This is a genomic window from Lacrimispora brassicae (assembly GCF_054772055.1).
In genome coordinates, this window is record NZ_BRYH01000062.1 from 117118 (window position 1) to 130143 (window position 13026).

Genomic DNA, 13026 nt, shown 5'->3' on the forward strand with positions numbered 1-13026 from the left:
GGTCAGCCCCCCCTTTATGATGAAATACTTGCAAGCAGATGGTCAGCAGTCCCCAGTGTAGTATGAGACAATGCTCATATAATCCTTTGGAGCCGGAATATCCAATGAAAGACAAAGGAAATTTTTATTTTCCCTGTACTTTTCCAGAAGCTGGTTCTGGATTCCGTACTGTTTGTTGATGTTTTCTTTTCTTCCGTCCGGGTATAGCAAATGGACCGGGTTATTGCACTCATTTACAGTCTGTAAAAAATTCTTCATATCCAGGATATTCAGCTTTATCATAACAACACCTCCGTTGAAAAGACAGTGATCCTATGGTGTGTGCAATGAATGAATAATCAAAAGATTGCCCTATCACCGTTACAAATATCATTATAGTGCAATCTCTTTAAAGAAAATATCTTATTTCTGCCCAGATATATCATTATCCTGCCATTTGCGGCGGTATTCCAAAGGTGTGCAGCCGATATATTCCCGAAAAACTTTTCCAAAGTAGCTGCTGCTTCCCAGTCCGCAGGCCTGGCTGATGGACGTGATGGGGTCCCTGCCGTTTGCCAGCATATGACAGGCCATTTGTAACCGGTAGCTTTTGATATATTCCACCGGTGTCATATGCAGGCAGTCATGGAATGCCCGGAAGCACTCACGTTCACTGGAAAAGGTGGCGGCGGCAATTTCTGGGATAGAAAACTTTTCCCCATAATGCTCATGGACATATACCATCATGGATTTTATTTTATCATTTGATTTGCTGTGTCCCCCCTTCTGCTCCAACAAAGGGCGTGACATGGCAAAAATCTGGATCCATATGTCAGATAATATTTCCCGCAGTTTTATTTCATATCCAAAATCATTTTCAGAAAGGCGAAAAGATTCACGAATGGTATCTAAAATTTTCCCTTGTACCGGATCATCAGGATATAATGGGATGATCTCTGCCTGGGGAGCTGCTGTAATGGGTGTAACGTATTTTTGCTCGATCCGGCTTCCATGGTGTCCGGCAATGAAAGAAGGGTCAAAAAGATGAAGGAACTGAATGTTTTTTTCTGATTCCGCCTGTGGCCTTGCCATGTGAAGCACATTGGAATTGACCATTCCCCCGGAACCTGCAGGAAATATCATGGCTCCTTTTGGTGTGCAATATTCCATTCTCCCGCTTTCCATATAAAATAGCTCCACGGTTTTATGCCAGTGCCATGGAACAAAGCGCCCCATAAATTGATCCAATTGGGAGCAGGAGGCAATGTATGGAAAATCTGATGTGAAATCAGGCAGTAATTCCTCTTTGCTTCCTGAATGAAATTCTATTCTATAAATGTTCTTCAAGGATTGTTTCCCCTTTCCCCATGAGTCCTCCGACTTTTCCCCCTGTCTCGTCCTGGAGATAGACACCTAAGTCCCTTGGATTCTTGTCTTCAATTCTGGCCAGATTATAGCTTAATAAGCCCTGGTAAATGATTTCCTTGTCCTCTTCTTTGATTTTGTCAGTTACTTCAATGTTCATTTTAGTTTATTCTCCTTGATGGCTTATATGGGTTTTCGTTTGTCGTTATCATACCATATACCGGAGCACAATTCCATCGCCCTTATGCTGGTATGGATTGAAACATTTCTGATATATAATGAAAGGAAAAAGACCGGAGGAAAGCAAAAATTATCAAGAATTAATTTCCAAGAGAGTATATAATGATAATACGGTTTGGGAAAGGAGCAGGTATATGGATTATCATTCAAAGGTGCGCGATTCTCTTAAATATATTGAGGAAAATTTAAACGAAAGAATTGATCTTGACGATCTTGCAAAAAAGGCTTATCTGTCAAAATATCACTATCATAGAATTTTTCACAAAATATCAGGGGAATCCCTTACCAGATATATCACCAGAAGGCGGATGGAGAAAGCTGCGGAAGAGCTTGCCCGGACAAATAAGCCAATCATTGATATCGCCCTGGAATATCAGTATGGTTCTCAGGAATCCTTTTCAAGGGCATTTTTAAAGATTTATGGGCTGACACCGGGGAAATACAGGAGAAGGTATGGCGGCAATTCCAATCAGGTGATGGATCTTAACTGCCGCTTCAATAAAATTACGAATATGGCCGCATAAACGGCTTATGGAGGTGAATATGAATAATCTTATCCCTATGGTAATTGAGCAGACAACCCGGGGAGAGCGGTCTTATGATATTTTTTCCAGATTGCTGAATGACCGCATTATCATGCTTAACGGCACGGTAACCAATGAAATGGCAAGCCTGATCATGGCGCAGATGCTGTTTCTGGAATCTTCTGACGGCAGCAAAGATATCCATCTTTATATCAACAGTCCCGGCGGTTCCGTAACGGACGGCTTCGCCATTATGGATACCATGAACTATATCAAATGCGATGTTTCCACCATTAGCATAGGACAGTCGGGAAGCGCGGCCTCTTTGCTGCTGGCATCGGGGAAAAAGGGAAAGCGTTTTGCCCTTAAAAACAGTGAAATACTGATCCACCAGCCTTCTATATCCGGCGGGCTCCAGGGACAGGCTACAGATATCAGGATCCACAGTGAGTGGCTTGAAAAAACAAAGGAAAAGCTTAATGAGATGTATAGCGGGCTTACAGGCCAGCCGCTGGAAAGAATCCAGGAGGATATGGAACGGGATCATTATATGACGGCAGAGGAAGCAAAGGAGTATGGATTAATTGATGAAATTTTATTACGCCAAAAGTAGTGCCGGAAGATAAGCGAAACCATTCCGCTTACGGGTGGCCCTTATTTCTGAAACCGGCGTTATACTGTCCGGCAACTGCAAATATCAGAATCTGTGCAAAACAGGGAGCCGCTGCCGCTGACCGGCATCCGCCCCCTGTTTTTTCGCCCGAAATGCCTGAATCATTGCGGTTTGCAGTTATGTATGGATCATTTTTACTTTTTCATCCCGTCCCATCAATTCATAGTACCTGCGCCATTCTCCCAGTGACTGCAAAGGGATTGTAATACCGTGAACTTCTGTGTAATCAATAATATTTTCCTTTTTTAACGGAAAATAATACTCTTTCCCCTTGCTGACAATTATAAAACCAGCCATTACATCCACATCCACACCGTCAACATTGAATTCCAGGAAGCATTTTGTTTTGTATTTGCCATTGGCATTTGCATTGGGATCAGGGTCAGGGTGTTGAAGGTTTCCCAGGGATAATAAAACATCTTTTGATGTTTCCGCATCTTCCTCAGCAACCATGATGTCTATATCGTGAAATTCCGATACAATTCCTTTAAAGTATAACAGCATTGAGGCTCCAACGGCCCATGTGACATTTTTGTGATTCAGTTCTTTTGCAATATGCGACAGTACAGTCAGTTTGTTTTCTATATCGTTCATTCTATCACCTCGTTCATTTTGTTCCATTTCCAAAAAAAATCCACAGTGCAGTACCCATATCGCTTTCTTTACCACGGAGGAATCATAAAAAGGCTTTTTATGGTTAAAACCTCAGGGTCTTTTGCAAGTGCATGTCCAAGGATTTTACGCCCCATACCGGGGGATATGGATATCACTTATGAAGCACCTCATCATAAAGATCAGCAGATACAGAACAGGGTTTTCCATTGACCATTCCTTGAAAGGGTGTATTTTTGCAGTAAGCTTCCTTTGATCACAGTTTACCATATGTGCAGTTAAAAAACCATTTGATTATTGTGAGATGAGGAAATGGACTGGCGGGCATTCTGCTGAAAAAAATGTCAGGAGAACTTGACATATTGAAAAAAATATAATATACTTCATGTAAGGTAAACATTACATATGAAAGGGATATTCATGAAAAATCGCATGAAAGAATTACGGGAAAAGCTTGGCATCACTCAGGAACAATTAGGACAGCTTGTAGGTGCCTCCCGCCAGGCTATTAATGCATTGGAAACAGAAAAAAATGAACCATCTATATGGCTGGCTTATGATATCGCGCAGGTATTTCAGGAGTCCATTGAAGATGTGTTTCTGTTTGAAGATAGTGAAAGGAAATCTCGTTCAGATTTAAGCAGAGGTGTAAAAAATGGCGTTGAGAGAAATAAGGACTTTTGATGACAGCGTGTTAAGGCTAAAATGCAAACCAGTGGAACAGGTCAATGACCGGATACGAACCATTCTTGATGATATGGTTGAAACTTTACACAATACTCCCAATGGCGGGGCATTAGCAGCCAATCAGATCGGAATACTGAGAAGATTGGTTGTTATTGATCTGGGAGATGGGGTAATAAAGCTCATTAATCCAGTGATCCTATGGTCAGATGGGGAACAATTTGAGCCGGAGGCCTGTTTAAGCTTTCCAGGATTGTGGGGCAGGGTCCGCCGTCCCCAATCGGTTGTCGTAAAAGCCCTGGATGAGAATGGCTGTGAAATTGAAATAAAAGCTTCCGATCTCATGGCAAAATGCCTTTGTCATGAGATTGATCACTTAGATGGGATTGTATTTACTCATAAGGCGGAGGAAATGAACGAAGATTAAGCTAAAGAGAGGCCGGGCTTTTAAAAAGCCGGCCTTTTTAGGTGGTTTATGGGACGATATGGAGATATTGAATGTATTTTTTACCCATATATAACTCCTTATTGAGATCAATCAGGAGATATGCTGCCGGCGGTATTCCAAAGGCGTCATATGATAATGGCTTTTAAATTTACGGTTGAAGTTGGACAGATTGTGGAATCCGCTTTCAAAAGCAATATCCGAAATCGACAGCCCAGTAGCCTTTAAAAGGTTTTCGGCTACCTTAAGCCGGTGCTGGATCATATATTCTCCGCAGGTAATTCCCACACTCCGTTTAAAAAAGCTCATAAAATGGGTTTTGCTGAAATGACATAAATCCGCTAATTCACAGATGGAGATGGATTTCTGATAATTCTCCTGAATATACTTCAGCGCTTTTTTAACTTTATCAACATGTGCAGGAATGGGAACTCCGGTATCCATGGTGGCAAAGCATTGATGCTGAAATAGCAGGTAAAAAAGATGGTGTAATTTTTCTTTTAGGGCCATTTCAAAGTAATTGTCTTTATTTTTTACACAACGAAAAATCTGGTTTATGCACTCAGAAAATTCCCCATAGAAAGGCTGGCCCAGGCTTATGTGGGATAGGGGACGAAGAGAACCATTATATATGGGATGGAGATAAGCCAGGCTGTACTGATCCATAAGGGAATAACCCAGCATGTCCAGATGAAAAACTAAAGTATCGGAAATATGAATGATGCCCGGCAATGGCTGGACAGAATGCAGGGTGTTAGGTGCCACAAAAATGAAATCGCCTTTTTTTGATTGAAAGGTTTCCTCACCGATTTTATAAATGGCACTTCCTTCTAAAACAAGGGTTATTTCAGCTTCCCCATGCCAGTGAAGCAGTACATCAGGCAAAACCGTGGGTATGATACAGTGGTAATGGGCATAGGGCGAAAGGATGGTTCCGTGGTTCACATCCTGCCTTTGTGATGACAGCAAATAGGGTTCCAAAGCAAATCCCTCCTGGACTTATATGAGAAAATCATATGATAATATCATATTTCAATAGTATTATATAGGAAAATACTTATATCCCATGTTATAATATCAAAATATGAAATGAAAAGCAAACGATTATGATTCAGCTTTGCCGGCGGATCACTATTTTTGCGGGAGGAAAACACATGCTATCCGTATTACTTGTTATTATTTACATATCCTTTATCAGTCTGGGATTGCCGGATTCCCTGCTGGGGTCTGCATGGCCTGCCATGTACCGGCAGCTTGAAGTTCCTTTATCCTATGCAGGTATTATCTCAACCATTATAATAGGAGGCACGATTCTCTCAAGCTTAAACAGCGACCGCCTTATTAAGAAGTTTGGTACGGGAAAAGTAACGGCTGTCAGTGTGGGAATGACTGCTGGGGCCTTGTGGGGATTTTCCGTTTCCCCCTCTTTTTTGGCTCTGTGTCTGTGGGCGGTTCCCTACGGATTAGGAGCAGGCTCTGTGGATACAGCGCTGAATAATTTTATAGCCCTTCATTACAAGGCAAGGCATATGAGCTGGCTTCATTGCTTTTGGGGTGTCGGGGCAACCGCGGGACCATACATTATGGGATATTTTCTGACCGGCGGCATGTCATGGTCCATGGGATACCGTTCCATTTCTTTTATTCAGATGGCATTGACCGGAATGCTGATATTTTCTCTGCCTCTCTGGAAGAAAAGCCATGTGGAAGCGGAAGAAGAAGCCAGGGAAAGCCAGCCTGTAACCATAAAAGAATTACTTCGGCTAAAGGGAGCAAAGCCTGTGCTTGCTGCTTTCTTCTGCTATTGTGCTTTGGAAGCCACTGCAGGGCTGTGGAGCAGCAGCTATATGGTAATGGAAAAGGGGATCTCCCCGGAGGCAGCGGCAACATGGGCTTCTTTATTTTTCTTTGGCATTACCTTTGGAAGGTTTTTAAATGGGTTCGCTGCCATGAAATTATCCAATAAGGTAATGATCCGCATCGGACAGGGGGTTATCATTCTGGGGATCCTGTCAATCCTGGTAGTTCAGGGAAGCCGGTTCCTGTGGGCCGGATTCATTTTGATCGGCATGGGCTGCGCGCCTGTTTATCCTTGCCTGCTTCATGAAACTCCAAAAAATTTCGGCAAGGATTTATCACAGGCGATTATGGGCATTCAAATGGCCTGCGCATACGTAGGTGCCGCCTTTATGCCTCTTTTTATGGGATTTATTGCGGAGCACGTGACCATCCGGTTATACCCCTATTACCTTATGGTATTTGCAGTGGCCATGATTCTGCTGGTTGAACATGTAAACCGCATTAAGAATAAATAGAAAATCGTCACCATCATGTAAAATATGGCAAAAGGGAAGCGGCCATGAAGTACAGAAATGAAGATAATATCAGTATAAAAATCAACTTTAAGTAAAACCTAAGTATCAATGGTAAAGTGCAGTACTCCATGGAAATAAAATCCGATTCTGTATAAGCTGCCAGATTATATGAGGAAAGGGATGCTCAAGTCATGGCAGGTTTACATGCGCACATGTCACTGGTACCAATTTTGTCATTGCAGACAAATAAAACAATATAAATATTCCAATTCGTATATATAAGACGTTCAGAAATGGGCGCCTTTTTTTTTGACTCAAATTAGAAAATAGAAAAGAAGTGATGCCCACGCCACAACCATATCAGAAATACCTACAAATAATTGATTCTTATGCAATAACGGAAGATATAGAATTTAGTTCGTTTACTGGAGTTAAGGTATTAAAATAGTAAAAGTGATACCAAGGGAAATTTCTTTACAAATCTTCTGTCCGCAATGAGCGAGAAAGCGAGGCTTTTCCAGCTTCATTCAAAGTTTGAAAATTCCTTTTTAAAACATTATTTTTTTAATAAGACATCGAAAAATGTGGTTTTCCATGTTATAATAGAGCATGATTTTGCCAAAAAAGGAGCAAGCTGGAGTGGTGGGGTTTTTGAAAATATACCCTGCCTCCAAGGTGGAACCAGATACTGTAACCACCAGAATGATGTGTACGAACCATGTTGAAACTTTCTCTCTGTTACAGAATGAAAAATGCTGATACTTCAAGAGTTAGAAGATTGCAGATAAGAATACAGTTTAGTGTAAAATAATAACAATCAGGCAAAATGTAAATTCCCATTCAACACAATATAATCGATAGAGGAGCTAAAATCGTATGAGCCCAATAATCCAAGTTAAAAACTTCACCAAAAGATACGGCAATTTTACTGCCGTAAATAATATATCTTTTGATGTAGAAGAAGGTAGTGTATTCGCTTTCCTGGGACCCAATGGTGCCGGAAAGAGCACAACAATTAATACGTTGTGTACCATATTTGAAAAAACATCAGGGTCACTTTTGATCGATGGAAAAGATGTTACCGGACAAAAAAGTGAGGTCAGGTCAACCATAGGGGTGGTGTTCCAGGATTCGACTCTGGATGCAAAAATGACCATTGAAGAAAATTTAAAAATGCACTGCGTTTTTTATAATATCCCTAACAGAGAAGTAGAAGAACGCATACAATTTGTTTTAAAGCTGGTGGATTTGGTGAACGAAAGAAAAAAGCTGGTTGCGGCCTTGTCCGGCGGAATGAAACGGCGTGTAGAAATTGCCCGTGGGTTAATTCACTATCCCAAAGTTTTATTTCTCGATGAGCCCACAACAGGGCTTGACCCACAGACCAGGGCCCATATCTGGGAGTATATTATTAAGCTTCAGAAGGAAAGAAATATTACAATTTTTCTTACAACACATTATATGGAAGAAGCAGAAATATGCAATAAAGTTGCAATCATCGACGGTGGTGTGATCGTGGCTCATGATACGCCCTACGCTTTGAAGAAAAAGCACACAAGGGACAAGGCATATATTAATACAAAAAATGAAGCAGAGCTTGAAGGTCTGCTGGCAGAATATGATTTAAATTATATAAAAAGAAATGGCTATTATAGAGTGGAGGCCGAACACCTGGATCGTTTGTTGGAGGTTCTCAGTGCTCATAAAGAATACGTTACCAATATCGAGATAAAGAAAGGTACATTTAATGATGTTTTCCTGGAGATAACAGGCAAAAAGATAAGGGAGGAAGCTTAAGATGAATACTGTGTTTGCATTGTGGAAAAGAGGGCTGAAAGCCTTTGTGAGAAATAAAACAGGGCTGGTTTTTTCCCTGATATTCCCATTTTTCTTTGTTTATGTATTTGGGGCTATCTTTAAAAATGATTTTATTGAAAATCCTATTGCTTATATGCTCTCCGGCGTTATCATAACCACGGTGTTTGAAAGCGCACTGAATTTAGCCTCATCAACCGTTGACGATATGGTCAGCGGGTTTATGAAAGAGGTATTGGTTTCTCCGGCTAAAAGAATTGCTGTTGCAATGGGACAATTATTATCTGCGGCTACAGTCTCTACCTTACAAGGGGTATTGATATTGGTGGTAGGGTTATTGATCGGAATTAAGTTCACTTCCTGGACTACCCCGTTATATATTCTCATGTCAATGATTTTTATTGGGATTGCTTTTTCCGGTGCAGGGCTGTTTATGGCAACCAAGGTTCGTAACGGTCAAACCTTTCAGATCGTCAAGACCGCTGTGACAATGCCCCTTACCTTCCTTTCCGGGGCCTATATTCCCTTATCGATGCTGCCCGATACCCTTAGGTTTGTTGCTTACATGAATCCCATGACTTATGCTACCGCATTTTTCCGCATGATTGTTTTGGAAAAAACTAATCTTTCCATTGCTGAACTTAGGAATGAAGGGCTGGTAGTTGATATTAACGGCTTTACAGTTACCCCATTTATGACTTTTGTTATCATTTTAATCATTGGATTGGTGTTTCTATTGTTATCTACCAGTTCATTCGTTAAAACAGATTTCTCACGCTTGAACAGAAGCGCCACCGATGCCAATGAGCTCTGGGGTTAGCAGTTGGAACAAATATTCCATAAAGTGTGACGCACATTTTGGAACAAGCGTCCTTTTATCTTTTTTATTTCAGGGTATAATAATAAAAATACTTTTTAAGAAGGGAGGGTGATAATATGACTGACCCAAATAGAGTTTCTAATCATTTGATAAATGAAAAGAGTCCTTATCTCTTACAGCATATGTATAATCCCGTGAACTGGTATCCCTGGGGACCGGAGGCATTTGCAAAGGCCATGGAAGAAGATAAGCCTGTTTTTCTTTCCATAGGCTATTCCACCTGCCACTGGTGTCATGTAATGGCTCATGAGTCCTTTGAAGACCAGGAAGCGGCGGAAGTTCTTAATAAGTATTATGTGGCAATAAAGGTGGACAGGGAAGAGCGGCCGGATATTGATTCGGTATATATGTCGGTGTGCCAGGCGCTCACCGGTTCCGGCGGGTGGCCTCTTACGATCATTATGACGCCGGAACAAAAACCTTTTTACGCCGGGACTTATCTGCCTAAATATTCAAGATGGGGATCTGCCGGTCTTTTGGATGTTTTATCCTCCATCCGGACTCTTTGGGAAAATGAAAGAAATAAGCTGCTGGAAGCAGGGGATGAGATAACCGGATACCTGAACAGGGAAGACGAATCCTTAAAAGGCGGGGAAAAGGAACCTTCAAAAGATTTGTTTCTTTCAGCCGCCAGCTTATTAAAACGGTCCTTTGATGAGAGATGGGGCGGTTTTGGAAGTGCCCCTAAATTCCCTATGGCCCATAACCTGATTTTCCTCTTAAGACATTATTTTTTTGAAAAGGATAAGGAAGCCCTTCTGGCCGCGGAAAAAACTCTCAGGCAGATGTACCGGGGCGGCATTTATGACCACATTGGAGGCGGTTTTTCCCGCTATTCCACTGATGAAAAATGGCTGGTGCCGCATTTTGAAAAAATGCTGTATGACAATGCGCTGTTGCTGTACGCCTATACGGAAGCCTTTGCCATAACAGGAGACAGCATTTATGCCCGGGTATCTAAGGGGATCCTTGGGTATGTCCGGGATGTGCTCACTGATGGACAGGGCGGATTTTACTGCGGCCAGGATGCTGACAGCGAAGGGGTGGAAGGAAAGTTTTATACTTTTCAGAAAGACGAAATCCAACAGGTTCTTCAGAGCCATGGAGATGAGTTCTGCAAATGGTTTGGAATCTCAGAAAAGGGCAATTTTGAGGGGAAAAACATTCCAAATCTCATTGGAAATGAAAATTACGAAACCAGCAGCGAAGAAATAAAAGACCTGTGTAAAAAGCTTTATGATTACCGGATAACAAGGACAACTCTTCATACGGATGATAAGATACTGACTTCCTGGAATGGCCTTATGATAGGGGCCCTTGCAAGATCCTATGAGGTCCTGGGAGATGAATGGTGCCTTGAAGGGGCAAAGAAGGCACAAAGGTTTATAGAGAAGAATCTGACCTCTGATATGGGCAGGCTTTTTATCCGCTACAGGGATGGGCAGGCAGTTCACGATGGCCAGCTTGACGATTACGCATTCTATGCCTTTGGCCTGCTGGAGCTTTATGAAGCCACCTTTGATATCAGGTATCTTACTGTTGCATCTGAAATCTCGGAAAAGATGCTTGAGCTGTTTTTTCATGAAGCTCAGGGAGGCTTTTATATGTATGCCCATGACCGGGATAAGCTGATCAGCCGTCCAAAAGAGCTTTACGACGGCGCTCTTCCTTCGGGAAATTCCGTGGCAGCCTATGTGCTGGGCAAGCTCTACCATCTGACCGGAAAAGTCAAATGGCAGAGCGTTCTTGAAAAGCAGGTTTCTTACCTGACCCAGGAAGTGGAGAAAAGCCCTGCAAACTACTGCTTTTCCCTGCTGGCACTCCAAAGACTTCTGTATCCGTCTACGGAAATTGTTTGTGTTTCCGCTGAAGATTCTATATTAAAAGACATACAGGACTTACAAAGAAGCCGGACGCCTGATGTGAGCGTGATATTAAAAACTCCTCTGAACGAGGAAGTCCTGTCTGAGACCGCTCCCTTTACGGCGGATTATCCCATTCCCACTGAGGGAAGTAATTATTATGTATGCCGCAATGGGACATGCAGGAAGCCTGTAGAAAGTATGCAAGAATTAATAAAAGTGCTGGGGTCCCTGTAGGATGTAAGGTGTGCTGCAAAATAAATGAGCCTTGAAATGTCATTTCAGACGAATCAGGGCTTGTTTTTTGTATTTCATTTTAAGGAGGGGCTTTTTTACGGCATCCCCGTCCTTCTCCTGGCATATTACATACATAAAAACTATAGGCTCCCATATAAATAAGTAAGCAGTTTACAAAATGGGAGGTAGTTTGTATGTGCACGGCAATCACCTTGAAGTCCCAGCAAGGAGAGACTTTTTTTGGAAGAAATATGGATTTTTCTTATGACATTGACCCTCATCTTTACATTGTTCCAAAGAATTATCAATGGGATAATGTTTTAAACATGGAAAAAATCTGCAATACCTACCGCTTTATTGGCATTGGACAGGAACTGGATGGGATCCTTGCATTTTTTGACGGAGTCAATGAAATGGGATTTGCGGCGGCCACCCTTTATTTTGCAGGCTATGCAAAATATGATACCATGCCGGATCAAGAATCAGGGGAGCAAATCGCATCCTTTGATTTTCTTCATTATATGTTGGGAAGATGCGCAGATATCGATGATCTGCGGCAGTTGTTAGAGAATCTTTCCATTGTGGGCTTTGAAGATCCGGTAACACAGACCGTTGCCCCATTGCACTGGATCGCAGTTGACCGAAGCGGGGAATGCGTTGTCCTTGAGCTGACGGAAAAAGGCATGGAAGTAATTGGAAATCCCATAGGCGTTATGGCCAACAGTCCTGACTTTCAGTGGCATATGACGAACTTAAGAAATTATATGGAGGCCTCCCCCTATCAGTCTGAGGAGGTTTACTGGGGAAGTGTCCACCTGACTCCATTTGGACAGGCGGGAGGCACCCAGCTTCTGCCGGGAGGATTTACATCTCCGGAGCGTTTTGTCAGGGCCGCTTATTTAAAATCATTTATTCCAATCCCTCAAGACCGCACGGAAGCAGTGGTTTCCTGCTTTCATGTGATGGAGAGCGTTACCATACCAAAGGGGGCAGTCATAACAAGGCTGAATACTTATGATTACACAAAGTATACGGCCTTTATCAATACGGCTACCTGTGAATATTTTTTTAAGACCTATGACAATATCCAGGTGGGAACGGCAAGCCTTTTTGAAGACCACATCCAATTCCCGGATCTTGTGAGCCTGGGAGGATTATAGAAAGTGACCCATCACAAACACAACCTCCATTAAACGGAATGCACAAAAAAAATGGCATATTCTATGACTGGCTTTGGGAGCCGGTCATGGAGTACACCATCAAAAAGTTATTCCAAAAAGGGAGGAGAGCTGATAATAAATTATCAGCTCGAGTATTATGAAAAAAAATCTTATAAGCAATTTGTTTTTACATTTTAAGTATATCCATGAAACATGAAGAAATCATGTTGTTTAT

General features: G+C 42.0%; 14 protein-coding genes. 9 read left to right on the forward strand and 5 right to left on the reverse strand.

Annotated elements, in window-relative coordinates; all coding sequences use genetic code 11:
• Window positions 1-42: 42 nt before the first annotated feature.
• The 3 genes from ACYVD3_RS26580 to ACYVD3_RS26590 form a co-directional block, all read right to left on the reverse strand.
• Entirely contained in the window at window positions 43-282 is a 240-nt protein-coding gene (locus tag ACYVD3_RS26580) for a ribonuclease HII (RefSeq protein WP_460645516.1), read from the reverse strand.
• Between the two features lie 120 nt (window positions 283-402).
• Window positions 403-1326, reverse strand: coding sequence for an AraC family transcriptional regulator (locus ACYVD3_RS26585; RefSeq protein WP_460645517.1), 924 nt, complete (start codon window positions 1324-1326; stop codon window positions 403-405).
• Window positions 1310-1504 carry a hypothetical protein gene (locus tag ACYVD3_RS26590; protein ID WP_460645518.1) on the reverse strand — a complete coding sequence of 65 codons (195 nt, stop codon included), beginning with the start codon at window positions 1502-1504 and terminating at the stop codon, window positions 1310-1312. The genes ACYVD3_RS26585 and ACYVD3_RS26590 overlap by 17 nt, the downstream gene beginning before the upstream one ends.
• A 214-nt stretch (window positions 1505-1718) precedes the next feature.
• Between ACYVD3_RS26590 and ACYVD3_RS26595 the strand changes: the two genes are divergently transcribed.
• Window positions 1719-2108: a helix-turn-helix transcriptional regulator gene (locus tag ACYVD3_RS26595; RefSeq protein ID WP_460645519.1), complete on the forward strand. Its 390-nt coding sequence runs from the start codon at window positions 1719-1721 to the stop codon at window positions 2106-2108.
• A 19-nt stretch (window positions 2109-2127) separates the two neighbouring features.
• Entirely contained in the window at window positions 2128-2721 is a 594-nt protein-coding gene (locus ACYVD3_RS26600) for an ATP-dependent Clp protease proteolytic subunit (protein WP_460645520.1), read from the forward strand.
• Between the two features lie 177 nt (window positions 2722-2898).
• Here the strand turns inward: ACYVD3_RS26600 and ACYVD3_RS26605 are convergent, their stop codons facing one another.
• Window positions 2899-3375 carry a nucleotidyltransferase domain-containing protein gene (locus ACYVD3_RS26605; RefSeq protein WP_460645521.1) on the reverse strand — a complete coding sequence of 159 codons (477 nt, stop codon included), beginning with the start codon at window positions 3373-3375 and terminating at the stop codon, window positions 2899-2901.
• A gap of 438 nt (window positions 3376-3813) precedes the next feature.
• Between ACYVD3_RS26605 and ACYVD3_RS26610 the strand changes: the two genes are divergently transcribed.
• Both ACYVD3_RS26610 and def read left to right on the forward strand, forming a co-directional pair.
• Entirely contained in the window at window positions 3814-4077 is a 264-nt protein-coding gene (locus ACYVD3_RS26610) for a helix-turn-helix transcriptional regulator (RefSeq protein ID WP_460645522.1), read from the forward strand.
• On the forward strand, window positions 4049-4504 hold the full coding sequence (gene def, locus ACYVD3_RS26615) for a peptide deformylase (RefSeq protein WP_460645523.1): 456 nt from the start codon (window positions 4049-4051) through the stop codon (window positions 4502-4504). Before ACYVD3_RS26610 ends, def begins: the two co-directional genes overlap by 29 nt.
• A 111-nt stretch (window positions 4505-4615) precedes the next feature.
• Here the strand turns inward: def and ACYVD3_RS26620 are convergent, their stop codons facing one another.
• Entirely contained in the window at window positions 4616-5503 is an 888-nt protein-coding gene (locus tag ACYVD3_RS26620) for a helix-turn-helix domain-containing protein (RefSeq protein ID WP_460645524.1), read from the reverse strand.
• A 173-nt stretch (window positions 5504-5676) separates the two neighbouring features.
• Between ACYVD3_RS26620 and ACYVD3_RS26625 the strand changes: the two genes are divergently transcribed.
• The 5 genes from ACYVD3_RS26625 to ACYVD3_RS26645 all read left to right on the forward strand — a co-directional run bounded on the left by ACYVD3_RS26625 (window position 5677) and on the right by ACYVD3_RS26645 (window position 12791).
• Complete coding sequence (locus ACYVD3_RS26625) at window positions 5677-6837, forward strand: MFS transporter (RefSeq protein WP_460645525.1); 1161 nt, start codon at window positions 5677-5679, stop codon at window positions 6835-6837.
• An 876-nt stretch (window positions 6838-7713) separates the two neighbouring features.
• Window positions 7714-8634, forward strand: a complete 921-nt coding sequence (locus ACYVD3_RS26630; RefSeq protein ID WP_460645526.1) for an ABC transporter ATP-binding protein — start codon at window positions 7714-7716, stop codon at window positions 8632-8634.
• Window position 8635: 1 nt separating this feature from the next.
• Complete coding sequence (locus tag ACYVD3_RS26635; protein ID WP_460645527.1) at window positions 8636-9472, forward strand: ABC transporter permease; 837 nt, start codon at window positions 8636-8638, stop codon at window positions 9470-9472.
• 116 nt (window positions 9473-9588) lie between these two features.
• Window positions 9589-11631 (forward strand): thioredoxin domain-containing protein, encoded by a 2043-nt coding sequence (locus ACYVD3_RS26640; RefSeq protein WP_460645528.1) that lies wholly within the window; start codon window positions 9589-9591, stop codon window positions 11629-11631.
• A 194-nt stretch (window positions 11632-11825) separates the two neighbouring features.
• Window positions 11826-12791 carry a choloylglycine hydrolase family protein gene (locus ACYVD3_RS26645; RefSeq protein ID WP_460645529.1) on the forward strand — a complete coding sequence of 322 codons (966 nt, stop codon included), beginning with the start codon at window positions 11826-11828 and terminating at the stop codon, window positions 12789-12791.
• Window positions 12792-13026 lie beyond the last annotated feature (235 nt).

What these genes read in the sequence shown, in the direction of transcription:
- ACYVD3_RS26580 (WP_460645516.1), bottom strand. Translation starts at nt 282, where the DNA reads ATGATAAAGCTGAATATCCTGGATATGAAGAATTTTTTACAGACTGTA.
- ACYVD3_RS26590 (WP_460645518.1), bottom strand. Translation starts at nt 1,504, where the DNA reads ATGAACATTGAAGTAACTGACAAAATCAAAGAAGAGGACAAGGAAATC.
- ACYVD3_RS26595 (WP_460645519.1), top strand. Translation starts at nt 1,719, where the DNA reads ATGGATTATCATTCAAAGGTGCGCGATTCTCTTAAATATATTGAGGAA.
- ACYVD3_RS26600 (WP_460645520.1), top strand. Translation starts at nt 2,128, where the DNA reads ATGAATAATCTTATCCCTATGGTAATTGAGCAGACAACCCGGGGAGAG.
- ACYVD3_RS26605 (WP_460645521.1), bottom strand. Translation starts at nt 3,375, where the DNA reads ATGAACGATATAGAAAACAAACTGACTGTACTGTCGCATATTGCAAAA.
- ACYVD3_RS26610 (WP_460645522.1), top strand. Translation starts at nt 3,814, where the DNA reads ATGAAAAATCGCATGAAAGAATTACGGGAAAAGCTTGGCATCACTCAG.
- def (WP_460645523.1), top strand. Translation starts at nt 4,049, where the DNA reads ATGGCGTTGAGAGAAATAAGGACTTTTGATGACAGCGTGTTAAGGCTA.
- ACYVD3_RS26625 (WP_460645525.1), top strand. Translation starts at nt 5,677, where the DNA reads ATGCTATCCGTATTACTTGTTATTATTTACATATCCTTTATCAGTCTG.
- ACYVD3_RS26630 (WP_460645526.1), top strand. Translation starts at nt 7,714, where the DNA reads ATGAGCCCAATAATCCAAGTTAAAAACTTCACCAAAAGATACGGCAAT.
- ACYVD3_RS26635 (WP_460645527.1), top strand. Translation starts at nt 8,636, where the DNA reads ATGAATACTGTGTTTGCATTGTGGAAAAGAGGGCTGAAAGCCTTTGTG.
- ACYVD3_RS26640 (WP_460645528.1), top strand. Translation starts at nt 9,589, where the DNA reads ATGACTGACCCAAATAGAGTTTCTAATCATTTGATAAATGAAAAGAGT.
- ACYVD3_RS26645 (WP_460645529.1), top strand. Translation starts at nt 11,826, where the DNA reads ATGTGCACGGCAATCACCTTGAAGTCCCAGCAAGGAGAGACTTTTTTT.